This is a genomic window from Amycolatopsis sp. FU40 (assembly GCF_021903635.1).
Taxonomy (GTDB): Bacteria; Actinomycetota; Actinomycetes; order Mycobacteriales; family Pseudonocardiaceae; genus Amycolatopsis; species Amycolatopsis dendrobii.
Map to the genome: position 1 here is coordinate 3,791,953 of NZ_CP091381.1, position 21,234 is coordinate 3,813,186.

General features: G+C 64.3%; 16 protein-coding genes. 12 read left to right on the plus strand and 4 right to left on the minus strand.

Annotation, left to right across the window (positions count from 1 at the left end; all coding sequences use genetic code 11):
- Window positions 1-3 precede the first annotated feature (3 nt).
- Entirely contained in the window at window positions 4-3,372 is a 3,369-nt protein-coding gene (locus tag L3Q65_RS18275) for an NB-ARC domain-containing protein (RefSeq protein WP_237600360.1), read from the plus strand.
- Window positions 3,373-3,556: 184 nt separating this feature from the next.
- On the opposite strand, the gene L3Q65_RS18280 is transcribed toward L3Q65_RS18275, so the two are convergent.
- A complete protein-coding gene (locus L3Q65_RS18280; RefSeq protein ID WP_237600361.1) occupies window positions 3,557-4,897 on the minus strand; it encodes an MFS transporter in 1,341 nt (446 codons plus the stop codon).
- 189 nt (window positions 4,898-5,086) lie between these two features.
- Here L3Q65_RS18280 and L3Q65_RS18285 point away from each other — a divergent pair, with 189 nt between their 5' ends.
- The 8 genes from L3Q65_RS18285 (at window position 5,087) to L3Q65_RS18325 (ending at window position 14,014) form a co-directional block, all read left to right on the plus strand.
- Entirely contained in the window at window positions 5,087-5,761 is a 675-nt protein-coding gene (locus tag L3Q65_RS18285) for a hypothetical protein (protein ID WP_237600362.1), read from the plus strand.
- Window positions 5,762-6,315: 554 nt separating this feature from the next.
- Complete coding sequence (locus L3Q65_RS18290) at window positions 6,316-8,481, plus strand: hypothetical protein (protein ID WP_237600363.1); 2,166 nt, start codon at window positions 6,316-6,318, stop codon at window positions 8,479-8,481.
- Between the two features lie 655 nt (window positions 8,482-9,136).
- Window positions 9,137-9,562, plus strand: a complete 426-nt coding sequence (locus tag L3Q65_RS18295) for an amidohydrolase family protein (RefSeq protein ID WP_237600364.1) — start codon at window positions 9,137-9,139, stop codon at window positions 9,560-9,562.
- Window positions 9,563-9,717: 155 nt separating this feature from the next.
- Window positions 9,718-10,134 (plus strand): hypothetical protein, encoded by a 417-nt coding sequence (locus tag L3Q65_RS18300; RefSeq protein WP_237600365.1) that lies wholly within the window; start codon window positions 9,718-9,720, stop codon window positions 10,132-10,134.
- 630 nt (window positions 10,135-10,764) lie between these two features.
- Window positions 10,765-11,232 carry a hypothetical protein gene (locus tag L3Q65_RS18305; RefSeq protein WP_237600366.1) on the plus strand — a complete coding sequence of 156 codons (468 nt, stop codon included), beginning with the start codon at window positions 10,765-10,767 and terminating at the stop codon, window positions 11,230-11,232.
- Window positions 11,232-11,870: a DUF3558 domain-containing protein gene (locus L3Q65_RS18310; RefSeq protein WP_237600367.1), complete on the plus strand. Its 639-nt coding sequence runs from the start codon at window positions 11,232-11,234 to the stop codon at window positions 11,868-11,870. Before L3Q65_RS18305 ends, L3Q65_RS18310 begins: the two co-directional genes overlap by 1 nt.
- Window positions 11,870-13,252, plus strand: coding sequence for a hypothetical protein (locus tag L3Q65_RS47495; RefSeq protein ID WP_304504569.1), 1,383 nt, complete (start codon window positions 11,870-11,872; stop codon window positions 13,250-13,252). The genes L3Q65_RS18310 and L3Q65_RS47495 overlap by 1 nt, the downstream gene beginning before the upstream one ends.
- Window positions 13,253-13,261: 9 nt before the next feature.
- Window positions 13,262-14,014, plus strand: a complete 753-nt coding sequence (locus L3Q65_RS18325) for an ESX secretion-associated protein EspG (RefSeq protein WP_237600370.1) — start codon at window positions 13,262-13,264, stop codon at window positions 14,012-14,014.
- 460 nt (window positions 14,015-14,474) lie between these two features.
- On the opposite strand, the gene L3Q65_RS18330 is transcribed toward L3Q65_RS18325, so the two are convergent.
- Both L3Q65_RS18330 and L3Q65_RS18335 read right to left on the minus strand, forming a co-directional pair.
- Window positions 14,475-15,827 (minus strand): HEPN domain-containing protein, encoded by a 1,353-nt coding sequence (locus tag L3Q65_RS18330; protein WP_237600371.1) that lies wholly within the window; start codon window positions 15,825-15,827, stop codon window positions 14,475-14,477.
- 448 nt (window positions 15,828-16,275) lie between these two features.
- Window positions 16,276-18,030: a hypothetical protein gene (locus L3Q65_RS18335; RefSeq protein WP_237600372.1), complete on the minus strand. Its 1,755-nt coding sequence runs from the start codon at window positions 18,028-18,030 to the stop codon at window positions 16,276-16,278.
- Between the two features lie 76 nt (window positions 18,031-18,106).
- On the opposite strand from L3Q65_RS18335, the gene L3Q65_RS18340 reads away from it, so the two are divergent.
- Complete coding sequence (locus L3Q65_RS18340; RefSeq protein WP_237600373.1) at window positions 18,107-18,277, plus strand: hypothetical protein; 171 nt, start codon at window positions 18,107-18,109, stop codon at window positions 18,275-18,277.
- A gap of 256 nt (window positions 18,278-18,533) precedes the next feature.
- Entirely contained in the window at window positions 18,534-19,829 is a 1,296-nt protein-coding gene (locus L3Q65_RS18345; protein ID WP_237600374.1) for a PIN domain-containing protein, read from the plus strand.
- Between the two features lie 272 nt (window positions 19,830-20,101).
- Here L3Q65_RS18345 and L3Q65_RS18350 read toward each other — a convergent pair whose 3' ends face one another.
- Window positions 20,102-20,482 carry a hypothetical protein gene (locus L3Q65_RS18350; protein WP_237600375.1) on the minus strand — a complete coding sequence of 127 codons (381 nt, stop codon included), beginning with the start codon at window positions 20,480-20,482 and terminating at the stop codon, window positions 20,102-20,104.
- A 137-nt stretch (window positions 20,483-20,619) separates the two neighbouring features.
- Here L3Q65_RS18350 and L3Q65_RS18355 point away from each other — a divergent pair, with 137 nt between their 5' ends.
- A complete protein-coding gene (locus tag L3Q65_RS18355; RefSeq protein ID WP_237600376.1) occupies window positions 20,620-21,012 on the plus strand; it encodes a hypothetical protein in 393 nt (130 codons plus the stop codon).
- Window positions 21,013-21,234 lie beyond the last annotated feature (222 nt).

Consider the following 21,234-nt stretch of genomic DNA (forward strand, 5'->3'; position numbering starts at 1 on the left):
TCAATGGCTGATCAAGAACCTCGCCATGCGTACAACTCCATGTCCGGATGGAGCGATCGGGTCGTACAAGCTCAACAGATCAATAGCGTGCACTTCCATCATAAAGCTTCCGACCGTCCGCACCGTGCACCTCTGTTCATGGTTCCACCGAAGACGCATCACGTAGTCGAACGCCCAGAGCTGACCGACGCCGTGGTTGATTCCCTTATCGCCGACGGGCCAAGCGATCTGGTTCTGCTCACCGGACTGAGCGGAGCCGGCGGCTTCGGGAAGACAACCACCGCAGCCCGAGCGTGCCGAGACCAGCGAGTACGCGACCACTTCACCGAGATACTCTGGGTAACGCTGGGCGAGGGAGTCCATGGCAACGAACTCGCCGCCCGCATCAATGATCTGTCCGCACAGATCACGGGCGAGAAGCCGCTCTTCGTAGACCCGGAACAGGCAGGACACCACCTGGGCAACCTTCTCGACGCGGTCCCACGCCTACTGGTAATCGACGACGCCTGGACAGCTGCACAACTGCATCCGTTCCTCGTCGGTGGTGACCAGTGCGTCCGGCTGGTTACGACCAGGATCCCCCGGATCCTGCCCGCAGGACCAGAGCCGATTGTGGTCGGCGGGATGAGCACGGCCGAAGCTCGCGAACTGCTTACGGGTGGGTGGCCAGACCCCCTGGCTGACGTCACAGGGCTCTTGCAACGTACCGGCCGCTGGCCGGTTCTGCTTCGGCTCGTCAACGGAACCGTACGCAGGCACCTTAAGTACGGCTCGAACCTCCCTGAATCAATCCGCATGACCGAGGAGCAACTGTCCGGACGGGGGCCTTCCGCACTCGACATCACCGACGCGGGCCAACGCAACCTCGCGGTGGCCGCGACTATCGAAGCAAGCCTGCGCGCGCTGAGCAACAAAAATAATCAGCACCTCCACCGATATCTCGAACTCGCCATATTTCCCGAGGACATCGATATCCCACTCTCCGCTCTGACCACTTATTGGAACCACGTCGCCGATATCGACAGGAAATCGACCGTTCAGATATGTATAGAACTGGCTGAATCATCACTGATCGATAGTTTTCGCCTGGATTCTAATCCAAGATTTCGGCTGCACGACGTCGTCCGTCACTATCTACAGCACAAAGTGGGACCGAAGCTTACATCACTTCACCGAAGCTTCGTGGACGCCCACCGCAAGGCCCTCAATGAGTGGTGGAATCTACCCGAAAGCGAGCATTACCTCACACGAAATCTCATATATCACCTGGAGGAAGCCGACCTGACCGACGAATTGACGAGCCTCGTCTGCGATCCACGATGGATCGCTCAGCAACTATCGCGGCAGGGTCCGTCGTCCGTTGAAGCCGACCTCAGCCGCGCATCAAATCCCATCGCAGACCAGCTTGCCAAAGCCATTCGCCAGAACGTTCACATCCTCGGACCGATCGACCCGCCCGATGCCATGCTCCCTACCCTTCTCAGCCGACTTAGCGGATACCCCCAACTCCACAGCCTAGTCTCCGAGCATGCCAGCCTCGTACGGGAAGAACATTTGGCACCGCTCTGGCCGATGGAAGCGCCCCACCCAGCAGTCATTCGGTCGATTCCCACAGGCAGACCCGTTCAGATTGTGAAGATTTCCCCAGACGGATCGTGGCTCGCCGCAGCCTTCCGTTTTTCTGAGCGCGCACAGACTTGGACGATGGACGGAACACCGTTAGCTACGATCGAAGCGCCGGGGAGAACGATCGAAGATCTTGCGATCGGCCCAGACTCAAATTGGTTGACCACGATCCATCATCAGAAATACACAGAATCGCAAAATAGAACTGACTGGGTGCATTTTTGGTCCCCTGATGGCAACGAGAAAGCAGCGATCGACAGCCACAACTCAATAGCGACACTAATCGATGGAAACAGAATACTCCTCACACGGATAAATGACGAAATACAGCACCGTGACAATGCCGGGAACGTCCTATCTTCAGCGAAGCTACACCATCTGAAGCTGCGAGTGTCCAAGCAGGTAAAGATCTCTGCAGACGGCAAGACCCTGGCGGGCGTAGACGGAGTCACCGTATGGACCTGGAACGCCGAAGGAGTTCCTTCTAGTACATTCGCAGGACACACCGACCACATCACTGATTTCGCAATTAGCTCTGATGGTCGCCTCATTGCGACGGCCAGCAGGGATGCCACGGCACGACTCACTACCCTGAACGGAAATTGCGTCGCCAGCTTCATCGGCCACGACAACGATGTTCTGGCAATTGCAATAAGCCCGGACGACAAGTGGCTGGTGACCGGCGGACTCGACGGAACCATCCGCTTGTGGAACTCGGACGGCACCCTGATCGAAACCATTCACGACCACAAACAAGAGGTCCATTCCGTCGCGATGAGCCCGGACGGATCCTGGTTTGCCAGCGGCGGAGAAGACGGCACCGTAAGATTGTGGGATTCAAGTCTCATCGGCCGCGAGAAGCGGGCTTCACTAGATCGGAACGTTTTCGCCGCAGCTCCGGACCACTCGTGGGTCGCCGAGGAAGATTCTCGCCATGGGCTGCGAATCCGGAGTTTCCGCGACACCGGACGGCACCCACTCTTGCACAGCCAGGATTTCAATGCCGCCTGTACAGCTGTGAGCCCGGATGGGTCCTGGCTAGTCGCCGGAAACTTCGGAGGCGAGATATCCGTCTGGCGGACAGCGGACGGACATCGCGTCGCCTCCGCATCCAGTGACCATCGCCGGATCCACGGCATCACGGTGGCACCCCACGGTGAGTTCATAGCCACTGCAGGACAGGACAACAAGATCCGCGTCTGGGATAAAACCCTCGTTGAAAAACACGTTTTCGAGAGCGCTAAGCTAGGATGGGCAAACTGCGTTGCGGCGGGTCCCGCCGGCGACTGGCTTGTGGCCGGGCATGAAGAGGGGTTGGCCATCCTCTGGAACGTTAAAGGCGACGAAATGGGTAGGCTGACCGGTCATACAAGCGGTATCCGGGACGCCGCCATCTCACCCGACGGGCAGGTAATCGCCACGGGCAGCACCGACCGTTCCGTCAGGCTGTGGAGACCCGATTGTTCGGTGATCGGGATCCTTTCAGGCCATACTGCCGCAGTTTCGGCCGTGCAATTCAGCCCGGACGGCCGGTTGCTCGCCTCACTGGACCGAGGTTCCACTATCCGGATCTGGGATACCACGGAACTCCGCTGCCGCACCACATTGCGGCTTGGAGACCGTATGCGGAACATCCACTGGCACCGCGACAGCCAGCAGATCGCTGTCAGCGGCGGCGGGAGTTGGCTAGAAGGAAGCATCGCCGGATTGCATAAACTTCAGCTCATACCCCGGAGACCCGGCTGAGCCAGCGGGCCTTCATTCACGCGCCGATTCAGGACTGACTACAACATGCCTGCGGCGGAAGCTGCCTCTGTCCTCGTGTTGCGAGAAGTGCTCAAGACCTCGCGAGGGCCGTTGGACATAAGATCGGTGAGCACTCGCGCGGATTCGGTTCGCACGGTGGTTGTGCACCCACCCATCGCTCGCCTCAGTGTTCGATCTCGGCGAGGTCGGCCTGTGCCGAGACCCCGCGGAGCATCGTTCCGGCGAAGATCGCCACCCCGAGCAGGACGAGCGCGGCGATTCCGCCAGTCCAGGCGAGTGCGCTGGTGAACGAATCCGTCGCTGCCGTGTACAGCGCCGCCTCCATCGCAGCGGGCAGTTCCTTGGCGTACAGAAGTGCCGCGGCGAGGGTTTCCTTCACAGACTCGAGAATGCCGCCGGGAAGTCCTGCCGGGGCTGCGTTTTCAAGGCCCGTGCGGTAGAAGCCGAGCAGCACGGAGCCAAGGATCGCGGTGCCGAACGCGGTGCTGAGTTCGTACGCGGTTTCGCTGATCGCGGCGGCCTGGCCGGAGTGCTCAGGGCGCACCGAACTCATAATGAGGTCGTTGGTGAGTGTCATGGCCACACCGGCACCGAGACCAACCAGGCACAGGGAGATGGCGATAACCCACGGCTGGGTGTCGGCAGTGATCGTGAGCAGTAGTGCGAAGGCCCCGGCGGTAATGAGCCCGCCCGCAGCGACAACGGTCGCGGTAGGAATGCGTTTGACGAGCGCCGCGGCAAGGAAACCGGCGCAGGCGGACACGGCGGCCTCGGGCAGCATCCACAACGCTGACTGGATGACGCTGAGGCCCGCGACGAGCTGCAGGAACTGGGTGAGGGCGAACATCGCGCCGACCAAGGCGAACACCGACAGCAGATCGGTGACCACCGCACCGGTGAAGGCCCGGACGCGGAACAGCCGGACGTTGATCATGGGCTCCGGCAAGCGCAACTGGCGGATGACGAACAGCACGAGCAGGGTGAGTCCGGCGAAGAAAGCAAGGAGCGCGACGCCTGGTTCCTTGCCCTCGGCGAAGGTCTTCACCCCGTAGACGAACGAGATCATGCCCGCGAGCGAGAACGCGATCCTGGGGAGGTCGACGCGGCCCGGGTTCGGGTTCTTGCTCTCCGGGACGAGGAACGGCGCCAAGACGAGCAGCAGCACCATGACCGGGATGTTCATCAGGAATACCGCGTGCCAGCTGAAGATCTCGATGATCCAGCCGCCGACGATCGGGCCCGCGGCCGCGCCGAGCGCGCCCGACGCGGACCAGACCGCCATGGCCGTGCGGCGCTGATCGCGGTCGAGGAACATGGTGCGGATCAAGGAAAGCGTTCCCGGCATGATCGTCGCGCCGGCGACGCCGAGCAGAGCGCGGGAAACGATCAGCATCCACGGCGCGGTCGAAAGGGCGCCGAAGACAGAGGCGATCGCGAAGACGACCGCGCCGACGAGGCGCAACCCGTCCGATAGCCTGCTGGCATCTCGCCCTGCTCCATCCATTCGCCATTCGTCGAGTCGCAGGTTCGGCGGCAATCGCCGACGCTGTTCAGTACGGGAACGAAGCAGCCACGTTCACCGCAGCGTCCGGATATTCTTTGTCGACCTGTTCGCAGGGAGCATGTAACGGAACCGGATCGCCGCCGACTAAGTGAGTGCCGGATTAGACGACTGGCAACCGAGTCTGGGAGCGTGGGCATGTCCGTAGATGGCGAGCATCATAAAGGTCCGTCCACTCTGGATATCCTCACTCAGACGTACGGTGCTTTGCGAGACAACTGGTGGAACCTCTGCACCGAAACCAGCTGCGACTCGTCCGCACCATGGGTGCGCGAAGGGAACTGCTCGACACTTTCGGATTCCACGAGCAAAGCATGCGCTGACTTGCTCAAGAACGCGCAGGAGACCGCAGACAGTGCAGGCCGCTCCGTGCTCAACCACCTGAAGCTGCTCGCGATGGCCTACCCGGCCGAAGGCGAACACGACGACGCCTTGTTCCCCGGACTGGCACCATTTTCGCTCGCGCGGACGCTATTGGAAGGTGCCGCCGTGCTGAAATGGTCGCTCACGCCGGACCTCGACAAGAGACTGCAACGCTCTGCGCGCCTCCAACTGTGGTCGGCTGGGGAGGCTCAGCGAGCCCGCGGTGCAAGTGACAGCAGCGAGCCGCTGGCGGCCGCGGAAAAGCTGGTCAAGGCTGCTGGATTCGAGGTACGAGATGGACGCTTTCCCAGTCAGCGGCTCATCGTCGTCAACGGCAGCACGCAGAAGACTTTCCAACCGTCCGAAGCCATTGAGGATCTGCTCCAAAAGCGCGGCCTCGCGCTCTATCAGTCGTGGAGCGGCTACGCACACCATGCTCCGTAGGCCGTAGTGCCCTGGTCTTCACGTTCCCTGTCGGTGGACGGGCGCGGGCAGCATATTTCCACATTCCGCTTCGAAGATAAGCATGTCGAACTCGCCGCAGACGTCGCTATCGTGGTGTCGGCGGCAAGCGAAGCCCTGGGGACGTTCTACGGTCGTCGGTACACGGACTTCGTCGTAGCCGGCACCAACACTGCCTCGAGGCTCCGGGCTCTGATCCCGCCGATCCGGCTTGCGTTGGGCCGCCCCGACGCTGACCCCGTGCGACGCTAGACGAGGACACTCTGCCACGAGTGTCGGCTGCGCGGTTGCAAGTCACCTGATCGCGATGCGGGAATCAAGACGTCCTGCGGCGGCCGAGTCGTCGCTGGCGACTGGTGCCGGACGAAGTGCGGGGCGGGCCGTGCCGCTGTTTGACGAGACAGACACGCCCGCTGAGGTTCGCGTGCTGTCACGAGCAGACGGTCGGTTAGCACTGATTGCGCCCGTTCAGAACGGCGGTGTTTCTGGCGCAAAGTCTGCCACCCGGTTTAGGAGCGAGAATGCACACTCATCGTATGGCGACACCGGAATACTTGGGGCAGGCGGTTCTCGACGTCTCGATCGCCCCCGGGCGCGTGGCGTACTTGATATGCGAAGGCAGCCGTGATGGATTCCGGCGTGCCGTGCAAGAGGCATGCACGCGGTGGGGCGGCCAGGCCGAGCCGATCATCCCGGTCGGCGCTGGCGGCACGGTGGCTGAATGGCATCAACAAGTGGTCGAACTGGCCGGTGTCGAGGCCGTAGTGAACATCGACCTGCCCGATGACGACGCCGCGACTGCCGCCCAGGCTCTGAACCAGGTCCTGATTCCACTGGCGCACATCGACAATCCGCCTGTCGCGTCCTCGTTTACAGTGCATCCATCATGGGTGGAAAATCCGCCTAATTCTCCGGACGGATACATCGTGGCGGCCGTGAACGCACCGTTGTGGCAAGTCGCCGTCGCAGGCGACCTCACTGCCGACCACCTCGCCGCGCTCAACCAGCCAGGCCGACCGTTCCACGTACCTCAGCCTTTCTCGGTCTACCGCCAGGAGCACGAAGACCAGGTCTCGCGCGCACAGTTGCGAGGCGACACGCTCCTGGACCGAACTGTCGCCTGGTTCGGCGAGTGCTGGGCGAGACCTGGCCCGACCGCGTTCCCGGCTTTGATCTGGGTGACCGACGGTGACAACCTTGAGGATTGCCAGTGGTTCTGGAACCTGCGGGCCCTTCGGCCGTTGCGGCTCGAGACCGTCCCGATGGTCCTGCTCCCCGCCGATGCCGTCGAGCATTGGATGGGGTACGCGAACCAGCTTTCCGTGAGCCTCGCCCGATTCGAGGGCTTCGCTCCTGACGTGGTCATCGGCGGCCACACCGTTGAGGACGACAAGCTGCACGGCTTAGCCAGCCAACTCGGCTTGCAAAGAAGCAACGAAGAAGCCCGCAGCGGGTACAAGTTCCCCGCGGAGCTTCGCGAGGCTCCGTTCACGTACCTGACCTGGAACGAACTGGCCGCGAGCGGCATGGACTACCGCATCTGGCTGACGTATGAGCGGCGATACGGCGAACCACTCCAGATTCTTACGCAACTGTTCCGCGATCCCACCGTCATCCGCTTCGCATCGCCCGTCCCGTTCACCGCGTACGGGCGAGCATTGCTTCGCCTGTCAGGCGGCCCATTCGACGCCCTGCCGCAGCGCGCATCGACCGCCAGGCTGGTGCACGACGCTGCGACCTGGCACGGTGAGGCACTACAATTCAACACCGACGCGCGTCGAGTCGAATATGACCTCCGCGTGCGGATACCCCGGATGACAGATGTAGTAAGCGCTCTGTTGCAAGAACGCACCCAGCGTCATGAACTCTCGGACAAGGGCAAGATCGGTGCCGCATTACAGGCCAGCCGGGACATCGCCGTCCTGCTCCAGCCAGGAGCCTACGAAGCGATCAACGAGCTAACCACCCCCAGAGCGAAACGCCTCCGCGAAGAACTGCACGAACTGAACAACGAGGGCCTCACGCTGGACGCAGCCTTGGTGGAAGAGCTCGTGTCCAAATGGGGCCACCGAGGCGAGCGCCGCTACCGCGCGGGCAACAACATCCTCCCGCTCGCCAGGCCAGCGCTCGAAACACTAGTCGATCACTATTGGGCTGAACGCGGGTTCGAGATCGCCTGCACTACCTGTGGAGTCAATACGTTCGCCGTCATGGCTGACGTGCCTTCACGAGGACCCGCCGTCTGCGACGGCTGCCAAGCGCCGCAGCGCTACACCACACCGAAGACCATGCCCGCCGTCTACTACCGACTGGACGCACTCATCGACCGCGCCAGCGACAACGGCGTTCTGCCGCACCTGCTCGCCATCGCGGCACTGACCGTCCAGGACCCAGAATGCTGCCTGCTCCCAGGCACTGACGTCGTTTCCCTCGATGGCGACACTTCCGAAGTCGACATCTTCGGAGTACACAATGCACGTGTGCTGGCAGGCGAAGTCAAGACCCGAGCCGCCGACTTCACCCCTGCTCAGCTCACCCGTGACGTCAACCTCACCAAACGCCTCGATGCCGACATCCACCTTCTAGCCGCGATCGACACAGTGCCCGCAGATACTGCAGCAGAAGCTCAACAGCTGTGCGATGAAGCTGGCCTGGAGTTGCTCGTGCTCGACAAGACGCAGTTGCGCCCCGTCCGCGGTTGAGGGTCCATGGCATACAAGGCCGCAACCATCAGGACAACCGCGGGCGAGACCATCGGAGCCACCCACAACAGCAAACGCTCTTAACCAGCGGGTCCGAGGTTCGGGGTTCGAGTCCCTGACTGCGAACCCAGCCAGCATCGCAACACTCATGCTGAACTCCCCCGCACCGCAAACCCGCGGCGCACAGCCATGACGGCTCCGGCGTCAACACCTGCGCCCTGATCGGGCCGAGATCCATACCGAACAGCGTCGGCGTCACCCCACGACCAGAGCCGGAACCGCGTGCCAGCTGAACAGCTGAAATCGCGGCGCCGCACGGGACCTGACAAGACCAAAATCGATCCGCTGGCTCGACATCGCGACCAGCAGAACGGCCCCGGCAGGTGCGCTGGGGCGGCCAGAACAGCCCGGGCACGAGATTCGGCCACCCACTGACACGGCTGTCTCGGCGGGTGGCCGCACTGACCGGGCCACCATGGCACAAGGCCCGCTGCTGTCACGAGGCCTCCGGATCGGGATGTCCGCCCCGTCTTTCGCAATCTAGTACGCGGCCTTGGTATCCCGCCGCGCTGCAACTGTCGGCCAGTTGCTGTTCGCATGTCCGACCCTGACACGCGGTGCCGGACCGACCCCGTGCCGGAACTCCGCGCGGCCGATGTTCCCGTCGGGATCGGCTGCGACTCCTCACCCCACAGCGGCCACGCGAGCACGTGATTGGAAGCGCACACCGCACTACGTCGCCTTCGAAGGCTGCGGCGGCGCAGGGGCGATCTCCGCCCACGACGTGCTCGAGATGGCCACCACCAACTCCGCCGCCTTCCTCGGCCGCGACGACCTCGGCCGGATCCGGGTCGGAGTTCCGGCAGACCTCGTCGCGTGGGAACTCAACCCGGTCGCGTTCGCGGGCGCGCACTTGGACCCGGCCGACGCCTGGCTCCGCTGTGAACCCGTTCAGGCGCGCCACACGGTCGTACAAGGCATCCCGATCGTGGAAAGCGGCGAACTCGGGCTGCCCTGGCTGGACGACATACTCGCCCGGCACCGCCGGATCTCCCGCCAGCTGCAGGGACTGGCGGGATAACCCGAACCCCGGGCTGCCGAGCAGGCCGGTGTTTTGGCAGCCCGGCCTGAGACTGCCAGGCCCATCTCCGCCTCCGTTCCGCCGCGGCGGCTACGACGCTAAATCGTGTTCTTAGTTGTTGCTGCTCCCGAGAGTTCGCGGTGAATAATGGCTGGATGCCTGGCTGGTTGCAGATAATCCTGCCGATCGTCACCGCACTGCTCGGCGGAGGAGTCGGCTTCGGCTTCGGACGCTTGGGGAAGGCACTCGATCGTCGCCAAGATCGAAAGGATGCTGAAGCTGCCCGCGTGCTGGCTGAGCAAATGCGCCGACCTGCATTCGCAGTCGAGCACGTGAAGGGCACACTGTATCGGCTGGTGAACGTTGGCGACGCCGACGCTACTCGCGTGCACTTCTCCGATCGGGACGAGTCGTACGCCCAGATCCAGTACCGTCCGGAGCGAGTTACGCTCGGCATTGGTGCAGCGCACGAGTTCGGCATCCTTACGACAGACGCGCTGCCACTTCCTGGACGGGTCCTGGTCATGTGCGACCAGTTTGACGAACCTGTACCGGCCCGAGTGCCGCTATAGATCACGGGTGGGAGAACCCTCGCCGCACTACGCAACCCTGAACAGAGCTTCAAGCCTCAGTTCACGCGCTCATTGAGTTAGCAAGGCGGTCGGCACAGACTCAACCGTGCCGGTCGCCGCGCCACCCGCCAGCGCCTCGACGCGCCGGCGCTGGCGCGCAGCAGAGCCGAACAGCCGACGAAATCGGCAGGTCTAGCTCCGTGTCAGTAGCTCTCAGTCCGGCGCAGGAGCGCCGGGTCGTCGCGCCCAGCACAAACACCGACGAGAAGAACCCAGATTCCCCTTCCGACGCATGTTTGCTCTGCCTCGCGGCCGCACCAATCGCGATATGCGGCGCACCTCAGGCCGTCGCCTCGACCACCACGACAGGCAGGGACCTGCGCATCGGCAGGCTGGAACACGTCGGACGGCGCGCTTGTCGTCTGCAACTCCTGAACGACTCCCCAGCGCGGCAGCCTCAGTCACGACGACGTTCGCGAAGGGCCGTGAGCCCTTTGCCGCCACAGAGATCGGCTGGTCAGCGGCGAAGTAGGCGGTTTTCGCACCTTGGCGTTACTGATCGATTACAGTGATTGTTGGGGCGGTCTCGCGCGGGCTGCCCCGCCGTGGTGGTGACTTGTCGCTTGAGGGGTGCGCATCGTGGGTCAACCTGCGTCGAAGGCAGGCAGCTGGCTTGACGGCCTGATGTTCAACATCGGGGACCCGCCGGGTGGTGGCGGCGGGGCTGTTGCGGGCGGTGGTCCGGGTTCGAGCGGGCAGGGGTTCAGCCTCAGCCATGATGAGGCGATGAGCATGCTGAACCTGGCGCGCGGCATCCGCGACGATCTGGCGAAGATGATCCCGAAGGCGGAGCGTCTCACGCATCTGAACCCGCCTGCCGAGGACCCCGCGAGCAAGGGCTATAACGCGCTTCTTTCCGGATCGGGCGCAGGTGCCAGCGCGTTCGGCCACGGCTTGGGCCACATTCAGCGCGAACGCGACTACGTCTCGACGCTGATCGAACGGCTGGAGAAGGCCCTGCACATCACCCAGAGCGGCGACGACGACGCGGCGGGAGCGGTGCAGAACGCCGCGAACTCGGGCGGAGGACTCGCCTGATGAGTTCGCGCACGCTCATGCGGTCAGCTGGGCTGGTCGTGCTCGCCGCGGTCGCGGCCGGCTGCAGTTCGCCCGGCAATCCCGGTTCCGGCCTCCCGACGTCCGCTGGTGCACCGGCGAGCACGTCCGCAGCGGCCGCACTGCCGCACAGCGGCGCGCCGAAGGTCGCGAACCCGCTGCCGTCGACGATCCTGGACAGCTCGCCCTGCGACGGCGGCCTCACCGGGGACCAGTTGAACGAGATCATCGGCCAGGCCCCGCAAGGCTCGCCCGACACCAAGTCCAGCCTGGGCCCGAGCTGCACGTGGATCAACAGCGTCAAGGGTTCCTACGTCGACGTCGCCTACGACACCAAAAGCGACGACGGGCTCAGCTCGTGGTACGCGAACACCAAGCCGAAGTCGGTGGTGTGGAAGGAATCCGAGGTGCTCGGGTTCCCGTCGGTCGCGCACGTGACGCAGAGCAGCGACTCCCCCGACGAGTTCTGCCAGGTCACCATCGGGATCAACGATCAGCGGACCGTGGACGTCTCCATCGGCCTCAGCACGGCGAAGAAGGGAACCGTCGACCCCTGCTACGTGGCGAACGTCGCCGCCCAGCGGGTGATGACGAATCTGAAGCACAAAGCGGGTTCGTGATGTCGATCTTCGATGTCCTGGGCGACGCGGCGAAAGCCGTCGGGCACGCCGTCGAAGGCGCCGTCGAGTGGGTCGGAGACCGGGCCAGCGACGTCGGCGGATGGTTCGGCGATCTGTTCGAGGGCAACCTCGGCGAGCAGGCCGTGCCCCAGTCGGAACTGGTCAAGCAGATCATGGCGAGCAAGGGCGCGCCGGACTGGCACGGCGGCGCCGACCAGGCCGCGGAACTGGCTGAGCAGCACGCGCAGGTCAGCGGTCGCGTGCAGCAGCTGATGTCGGGCATGGAATCGTCCTGGACCGGCGGCGGCGCGGACGCCGCGCAGGCGCGGATCAAGCCGCTGGCGGACGTGTCGCAGGCCGCGTCGCAGACCTTCACCGCGAACTCGCAGAACGCCAGCGGCCTGGCGCACGGGTTCGACCAGCTGAAGGCGTCGCTGCGGCCGATGCCCGAGACTCCGCCGCACCGGACGTTCCTGGACGAGGCACAGTTCTGGCGGACCACCGACACCGAAGCGAAAATCAACCAGTACAACGAGATCGCGCAACAGAATCTCGACAAGTACAACACCTACGCGGACACCGCGAAGTCAGCGGGCCAAGGCTTGAAGATCGACTACGGGCAGCTGCAGGACTTCGGCGACGGCAACGTCGACATCAGCGCGCAACCCAAGGAGCCGGCCGACCACAGGGCAGGCCCGGACAATCCTCACCTGCGCAGCGGCGGCCACCAGCCGCCCGTGGCAGCGCCTGGCACCAGCGGGCCGGCGCAGTCGTTCGCTCCCCCTCCGCCGCCGTCGGCTCCGGTGCAGTACCAGCCGCCGGCCAGGGACGCGGCGGGGCTGCCGCACTATCAGGCTGGAGGCGGACCCGGCGACGGGACGACCACAGCCGGATGGACACCGCCGGCCTACGAGCGCCCGAACAGCCCGGGCTGGGTGCCTCTCGCGCTGCCGAACACCGGCGCAGGTGCCAACGGCGGCAATCCGTCGCCGGGGTTCGTCGCGGGCTTCGGACCCGCGGGCGGCTTCGGGCCCACTGGCGGACTGCCCGGGAACGGCCCGGGCAGTCCTGGCGGGAGCGCGGGCGGCCGAGCCGGCGGTTCCGCAGGGCCGGGCGCGGGTTCCGGCGCCACGGAAGAACCGGTGGCCCGCGGAGGCGCGAACTCGGCCGCGGCCCGAGGCGCGGCCGGTGCCAAGGGAACGCCGGGAATGGGCGGGATGGCCGGCGGCGGAAAGGGCGGGAAAGGCGAGGAAGACAAGGAACACCAGCGCAAGTACGGGCTGGACGACGATTCCGCGTTCGACCTCACCGACGACGAGGACGGCCGGCTGCGCGACCCGCGCACCGGCCTGCCGCCGACCCCGCCCACCATCGGAGGCTGACCCGCGACGATGACGATCATCGACAGACCGGTCCGGATGCCGCGACCGGCGTTCTTCGCCGCCTGGAACTACACCGGCCTGACCAGCCTCCCGATCGTGGTGAGCCCCGAACACACCTACATGACCGCGGAATTCGCCGCCGAGCGAGAGCGACGAGCGATGGACCGGTTCGCCGCCTTCGGACTCGCCACGCCGGACGGACGGTTGACCCCGCAGTTCCGGGCCACACTGGAACTGCTCGCCGCACCCGCCCGCGAGTGCTACGCCTGGACCGCGTTCACCCACCGCCCGCACGACGACGGCGCGTTCTTCGTCGCCGCGGCCGGACGCGACGCCGTCCGGCTGATCACCGACCACCAGTCGATCCAGCTCGACCCGATCCAGCCCCGCAACCTCGCCACCGCACTGGTCGAGGCCCTGCCCGAACACCCACCAGCCCGGACGGCAACCCTGCGAATCCCCACGACCTACCTCGAAGACACCGACGTCGACCCGCTCTCGGAAATGTCCGGGCACGCCGACGACCTGCGCCACCTCCTGCGAAGCGAACGCACCGCCGTGCACAAGCTCCACGCCGCAGTCGGACACGGCACCGACCGGATCCACAGCACAGCGCTGACCGTCTACGACCTCACCCGCGCAGGCCGCGTGCTCGCCTTCACCAGCGACACCCCGCACGGCGGGCTGGAAGCCACCGTATGCAGCGGCAACCGCACCAACCTCGTCGACGCGCTCAACCTCACCCTCAACGGACTCACCTGACGCCGTCGATGCATAGCAGTCTCCGTAAACGCATGCCGGTGCGACTGCGAGGACAGACAGCGATCCCGCCACAGTCACCCGCGGTCGCCCATTCGCTCTCAGCACTGGCTCCACGGATACAGAGCGCTGAACTGGTCGAACGCGTCGTTCAAATCCTCATCCCGAGCCAGAACGTCTACCGCAATCGACGATCCCGAAAGCACATCCGCAGCAGCGAGCACACTGACGACAGCCTGCACTATCGCGGCATACCGACCCGGTGGCACATCAGGCGGCAACTGCACCCGAAACTCACGAGGCACCACACGAGGAAGACTGCCTGTCATCAGTTGGTGACACCAACTCACGTTATGGCTGGACTTGGTCGCGGCCCGTTGTCCGCCTGAGAGTGTCGCAGCGTCCCTCAGAAGGTGTTCGAGCCGACCCTGGCACTGGCTCAACGGTGATCCCTACCGAACCGTTACTGCGACGGAGCTGGCTTCGCGTAGATATCCGGTGCGTAGTTCTTCGCCTTCCGCACGAAGAAAGCGTAACTCTCGTGCCGGTTGAGACCCTTCTTGATCACCTCGGCATCGACGCCAACATGCAGCAGGATCGCCGCCCCGAGGATCCATTTCAGCGACTCCCATAAGACGAGATTGGTCTGCCAACTGTTGCGCGGACCTGGCAACAAGTGTGCATAGTCGTTGCGGGCATTTACCAGGCTGGCTGCCCACTGCGTGGCCACACCGGCAGCGTCGGGCACGCAATCCTTGGTGTACGCGATCAGCCGCTCCAGACGCTGCCGATACTCCTTCTTCTTGCCGGTCTTGTGCAGCCGGCGGTCGAGCCCCTCCGCACACGCTGCCAGCTCCAGCAGGTCAGTCTCCAGGAAGCGGCCAGTCTCCCGCTCGAAGGTGCTCACCAAGATCGAGGGGATCGGATCGATATCTCTGGAAGCCACGATCGCATTAGCCACAGTAGCCAAGTTGATATCAGGAAGCCGTAGATAGGAGTAGCCGGGTTTGATTGGCCTCAGTAGACGGTCCGCCCGCACCATGGGGTGGTAGACGCGGTCGTAGTAGTCCGAACGCTCGGTGACCACCTTCAGCTCAGTTATCTTGCATGCCCGGTCCATCATCACCGACGCCATGTTCAGCACAGGCGCGATAAAATCGGTGTAGAGCGTATCCAATGACTCCGCCTGTGCATCGATCCACAGCCACGCCTCGTGCCGGATTTCGAAACCGGCGGCACTCGGAGAGGTCAGGTGCCGCTGGTGTGTCACCCGCAGCGCACCCAGTCCGCCGGGGATCTGAGCTGACTGCGGCTCCGGCTCGCGGTAGGACACCTCGACCGGGGAGCCCTCGCTATAAGAGTTCTCGTACTTGGTTAAACCGGTCCTCGCTACCCACTCGTCGATGTAGGTGAACCGGACCATCGCTTTGAGGATCGGATCGCCCGGTTCCATGTGCACGCCGCGGATCAGCCACGGCCCTTCGAAAACTTGGGTGCCATTCTCAGAGCCTGCCTCCAGATCGCCAAAGATCTGCAAATTCTGCGGATAGGTGTCGGCACCCAGCAAGGTCACGTTCGAGTGGCTGCCTTCGCTGAGTCGTCCGTGCACCGTGTACCGGTCGACAGGGAACTCTGGTGCCGGCACTCCTATCCTCCCGCCCGATGTGGACGACCACTCGACCGGAGCAGTCAACTGCCCGGCGAGGGTGATTCTCGGGTTCGACCCCGACACATCCAGCCAGCCCGGCAACTTCTCGTCGGGATGGCCCGCCAGCCAGAATCGCCCCAGCAGGTGTTGCTCGTCTCGATCCGCCACGCTTCCCGCCCTCTCTACCGACTGGCCAGCCGACCGAGTGTAGCTAGGCCGTCTGACCTCGTCATGCGTTAATGATCTGCCAGCAATAGCATTAGGCGGTAATAATCCACCGTCGAGAAATCTTTGCTGCATCTGCTGGTGTACCGCGCTCCGCAACGTGCGTTGCGTCTCCGCTGGGCAGTCCAGTGGGTATTCGCTCCCTCGTAGCGGTCGGTGTACGCGTAAACCGTGCCAATCTGGTGGGGATCCGCGCGGCCACAATTGGTAGGTCGCGACAGCCGACGGCGGCGAGCGCCGCGGCGCACAGCTCGAGAAGCTGTTAGGAGTCCGGGTGCGGCAGGAAGAATCCCAGCTGAGCCGGCGGTCTGCCCCGCCTCGTGGTTCCACCCGCCCGCCCGCGGTCGCGCAGGAAGCCACACGGGTTTACAGTGGACCGTCGTGTTCGGCCCTAGTCGATTGCGGTGAGCACAAACGACACATCGCGCCAGTGCAAGGCTGTCCTGTATGCCTTTTCGACTACCCGAACAATCTCAGGTATCGGAGCTCCGTCGTCTTCGCGGCAGCGATCGATCTTCTGCTTGAGCACGGGCCATAGCTGGTCGGCCAACGCCACCTTGCTCGGCTCGTAACTCCAATCCCACCACACGTTCTTGATATCTACGTTGCGGTGCCCAGTCCGCGCCCGCGCCCTCAACGCCGCCAGAGCACCGATGAGATCAACACGGCTAAGGCCGTTCACGGTCTCGTGGATCGCTATGATCGCGTCGGCGAGTTCTTCGTCCGTGAAATGCGCAAACTCGTAACATGAGGCCGACCAGCGGTGAATGTCGACAAGCATGCTCAGCTCTTCATCGGTGGTCTTCGCGCCTTGGGCACGCAGTACTTGTCGAATCTCATCAAGGATTCCGTCGCGAGTCCGCTCCCATTTGTCCGCGGCGAACTTGCCCTCTGGGTCTACAGCGACCATCAAGCAGGTCGGCGGTTTGAGAAGGTCCCAGTGGTTGTCGGTCTTGCGCCCAGCGATCAGCGGCGCGGCCGCGAGAGCTGCGACCTTCTGGAGGTCCTTGGTCGTCCCGCCGAGATGCAGGACCCGGACCAGCTCTGGAGCAGCCCGGTAGCCCAGCTCGGCCGCGATCTTCGGGACGTGCAGCTGCTCGCTTTCGCCCTCAACGGCTAACACGACACGAGGATGCGGCGAGAGTCCGAGACTCATCAGGTCTTGGTCCAAGCTGCTATCGCGGCGGCTCAACCGCTCGTGCGACGGATGCGCTGACATCGGCGAAGGCTTCGGCAGCTGCTGCGCCAAGGCACGATCGGCGAGGTTTTCATGGAAGCGGAGAAGGATCTCAGCCGTCTGCCGCATGTCCATTGCCGCGAGCGCGGGGCCTTTGAGTTGCTCCCATGCCTTGCGCGGCGCGCGGCGGGCGAGTTTCCCCCAGGAACCGCCTAACGGATCGATCCGGACTGCCGAGCTGAGCAACGACTCGGCGTCCTCGGCAGCTTGCCCGGCGGAGTAGCCCAGGGTGTCGCTCACGGCCGCGGGGTCGAACGACGCGCGGTACGCGGACCACTGCTTGAATGTCGTGTTCGACAGGTGCACGAAGTCGGGATCAAGCGTAGGCCCGTACCGTGCCTCAAGTGCAGTCGCAGCGATGGCGATACGCCGAAATTCGGCGGCCTCCTCGATCAGGTACGGACCTGGATCAGGCAGCTGCACCCGACACTTGCCGTCGCGCCAGGTCTCCCGGCGGCCCTCCAGCACCCACGCGATCGACGACAATACGTGCAGCTGATGCCATGAGTAGATCAAACCGTCCCACCAACGGCGGCCGAAGCGAGCCTGCCGGACAAACGGCAGGTGCGGCCGAAACGGCATCGCGGCAAGGTCACGCGCCCTGCCGACCTCACGCGCTAGACGCAGCTCGGTGAGCAAGGTGCCGTTCGAGCGCGGTTCGTCGCCGTTGGGAACCGCCAACGAAGGATCCGGTTCGTTCTGCACCCAGACGAAGGGGATCAACAGGCGATGCCGATAGAGCTCGCGCACAGTTTGGATGGTGAGATCAAAGCCACGACGCTTCGCCTCCGAGATGAACTTCTCCGGGCTCAACGGCGGTCGCTGCGTGAAGACCCACGGCATGGAGGCGACCGCCAGTGATGACGGTGAGTTAGCACCCACAACATTGTCGGAACGAAAACGCGCCATGACTCCAGCCCTAGTATCCCAGCGGCCGCGCGGGCAAACTGCGCCAACGAGCGGCCCGCGCCGCCAAGCGATGCCGATGGGACTGCCGCAGGTGTCGGCGATCCTGCTCGCTGGCGGGCCGAACAATGTGCACACCTTGTACCACCCCGACGGCAGCGAATCCCGCATCGGGCCGGCCGAACGCGCACAGCAGCTGGCCGAGCGGATGGGCGTCGTGGACCGCTTCGCCGCCGATGGCCCGTTCTGACCCGGCGACAACCTGCTCGCGCCACCCCGGCAGCCGACCCTGATGCCGCATCAGCCGAACCCGTCCTAGCGCGACGGCGAATATCCCTGCCGAGGCACAGACGAACGAGAGCATCCGATGGTCGACTACGAATTTCCGGTTGCACCGGAGATCGAACAAGCGTAACGAGCCGCGTACGAGGCCCTGGCGGCTCTCGTGCCGTCGGCCGCCGCTGGCAGGAATCAGGAGGCCGAGGTTTGCTCGTGACGCATGCGGCGTGCCGATCGCAGCACGTCTGACCGGCTATGCTGCCGAACCGGGGACATTCGCGACCGAAGGCGGTGACAACGCGGGGATGGAGTTCGCGCGCCCGCCCTATGTCGTGGTGGACACCACCGAGTTCCGCGCCGACCTGACGCTGGGGACCCGCTGGACGGCGACTCTGTCGGCCGGCAGCTACGGCCTGCTCAAGCTCGCGATTCCGATGATCGTGCGGCTCGAGGCGATCCGGCACCACGATCAGCTGGTCTCCGAAGGCGAGCGGGGAGCGCTCAAGGGACTCAACATCGTCCGCCGCTACGCCGAAGAGCCCGACGACATCATCGACGCCCGGAAGATCACCCAGATCTGCGAAGCGACCCGACGCGGCTTCCAGTACAAGCTCGAGTACTACATCGAGCAGGCGGGCGGCAGGTTCCTTCCCGTGCCGGCCATTGACCACGGCACCCTCGTAACCAGGGCCATGCAGGGCCGGAAACCGTTCACCAACAACGGAAAAGAAGGCTACCGCGATGCCCTGATCTGGTACTCCATCCTTGAGCTCTGCGACAATCTCGACGCGGACGACTACGTCCTGTTCGTCACTGGCAACAGCCGCGACTTCTGCGATTCCGGCAGCAACGCCCTCGCCGAGCCGCTGCGACAGGACCTGGCGACGCTTGCGTCACCACCCACCCTCACCGTGATCCCCTCGCTGCGCGACCTGCACGAGGCGTACGGCGAGGCCATCAACGCGCTTGCGGCCCCCTCGAACCGACCGCCTCGTCATCCGCCGGCACCGCCCCACCCTGATCTGCTCGCGGACAGGATCGGCAAGATCTGCAACGGCTTGATAGGCAGCGCCATCCCGAGCGCGGACATCCCGACTCCTTTCGATCAAGCCGGCCTGCCTGCGATCGGGCTCGACGACGTGCTCGTCCGCGACATCGAGGAAGTCAACGAGCCGGAGCCCGGTGCCCCGATAACCCCGCTTGTCGACGACGTACTCACCCGCGAGATGGCGCAGTCCGCGTTGGTTGCGCTCGAGGGCGTGATGACCGACTCGGATTTCGCCCGCTACGTGCCGAACGATATCGACGAGCTCCTAGTGCTCGAACTAGCCGCCACGCCGGGACAGCTCCGCGTGCGCTTGACCCGACCGGCGTTGCTGTTCTTCCAGGTCACCTACGACGTCATCGACGGCAGCATCGACCGGATCCACCTCGCGCTCGTCGAATACGTCGTCGATGTCCTCGCCGAGCATCCCTTCTGCGAACTCCCCGATGCTGCCGACGACGACTCGGTTTCAGATTGAACGCGACCATCCGCAGGCAACGCAGCTGAGTCCGGACACCGCAACAGCTCCACAGTCTCTCACTGAGTCCGCCCTGCCCCGCCGCTCGAATGCGGCCACACATCAGTCCCGCCATTCCTTTTGATCTGCAAGTCCTGGGCCGGTGATGGACGATCAGCGCATCCGGGCGATTCCAGCCGAAACCACATGCCGGGATGACGCAGGCCGAGTCGACAATGACGACCTTTAGGGGCCAGCTCGCTGTGAACTCGCTGCTCGGAGGGCCTGAGGCCTCAGAACGGCGGCTCGAGAGAGGGTTCCGTGGCGCTCAGGCCTGCTAGCTCTGACAGCAGAACCGTAACGTCCACCGCCAGTGAAGCCTGCTGCGCCGCGATGACCGCGAGCTCGTTCATGATTTCCTTGCGTCGACGCTCCGCAACGGTGGGCTCGGCTTCGTCAGGATCGGCACCCGCACGCTCAGGTAGCTCGTCCAGCTGCCGTCTCGCGTACGACAGACCTTGGTGAAGCTGGTCCAAGGCGGCGCGGCGGATCAGTGCCCGCTGCCACGGCGGTCCAGCGAATGCCACGGTGACCGCGAGGGCCAGCGCGGAGACGAACACCGACCACGTGGTCCAGCGGTCCAGCAACAGTTCCAGCCCGACGGGAGCCACCACAAGCAATACCTTCGCGGCCACCAGACCGCGGAGCGGCGGGTGCGCGGTGCTCGGCGCGGACCTCCGGCGTCGGATCAAGTGCCCCAGCGGCGGCACGACAAGGACGGGTGCGCAACGCAGTTGCCTCAGGTGAACCGGTGACGGCAGAGAACGTCGAGCATGTATCGGGCTTGCGTCCTGCAAAGATCACGCCTGACGCCGGGTGGATCGCGTTCGCATTGATCCCTGAAGGCGGGGGCGCGGTCGCCTTCAATTTCCGCTACAACCGAGACCGCGCGGCAGAACTCATCAATCGAGCGTCGGAATTCATGGCGACCGCGCGAGAGGCACTGGCTGCCGGACGACCCGGCCCCGCAGTGGAGACCGCCTTGGCTGCGGGAGAACTCGCGGCGACGGCCATGACCTCGCTGCAAAATATCACTCACAAAAGACGGAACACCCACGGTGCACGCCAGGCTTGGCTGAACCGGTACACGCAGCTCGGCAACGCCCCGCACGATTGGTATAATTCGATGAGGCGTCTGTTGTAATCCCGTCCCTTCGCACGTTACGGGGACCCGTACGGAGGCCCCCTACCGTCCGAGAGCGATCTGGCCGACTATCTCGACCACGTCGAGAGCCTGATTGGACACGCTGCCCGGAGCGCGACAGATCACTATGCCCCTGACTCGTAGACACTGTCTCGGCCTGAGCGCCCAATATCACTGGGCGATCGATGAGGCAACCAAACCGGGAAGCTCTTAGTCGACGAC

Coding starts and splice junctions, on each gene's coding strand:
- L3Q65_RS18340 (WP_237600373.1), top strand. CDS start 18,107: ATGGGACTGCCGCAGGTGTCGGCGATCCTGCTCGCTGGCGGGCCGAAC.
- L3Q65_RS18325 (WP_237600370.1), top strand. CDS start 13,262: ATGACGATCATCGACAGACCGGTCCGGATGCCGCGACCGGCGTTCTTC.
- L3Q65_RS18310 (WP_237600367.1), top strand. CDS start 11,232: ATGAGTTCGCGCACGCTCATGCGGTCAGCTGGGCTGGTCGTGCTCGCC.
- L3Q65_RS18275 (WP_237600360.1), top strand. CDS start 4: ATGGCTGATCAAGAACCTCGCCATGCGTACAACTCCATGTCCGGATGG.
- L3Q65_RS18300 (WP_237600365.1), top strand. CDS start 9,718: ATGCCTGGCTGGTTGCAGATAATCCTGCCGATCGTCACCGCACTGCTC.
- L3Q65_RS18335 (WP_237600372.1), bottom strand. CDS start 18,030: ATGGCGCGTTTTCGTTCCGACAATGTTGTGGGTGCTAACTCACCGTCA.
- L3Q65_RS47495 (WP_304504569.1), top strand. CDS start 11,870: ATGTCGATCTTCGATGTCCTGGGCGACGCGGCGAAAGCCGTCGGGCAC.
- L3Q65_RS18290 (WP_237600363.1), top strand. CDS start 6,316: ATGGCGACACCGGAATACTTGGGGCAGGCGGTTCTCGACGTCTCGATC.
- L3Q65_RS18280 (WP_237600361.1), bottom strand. CDS start 4,897: ATGGATGGAGCAGGGCGAGATGCCAGCAGGCTATCGGACGGGTTGCGC.
- L3Q65_RS18295 (WP_237600364.1), top strand. CDS start 9,137: ATGTTCCCGTCGGGATCGGCTGCGACTCCTCACCCCACAGCGGCCACG.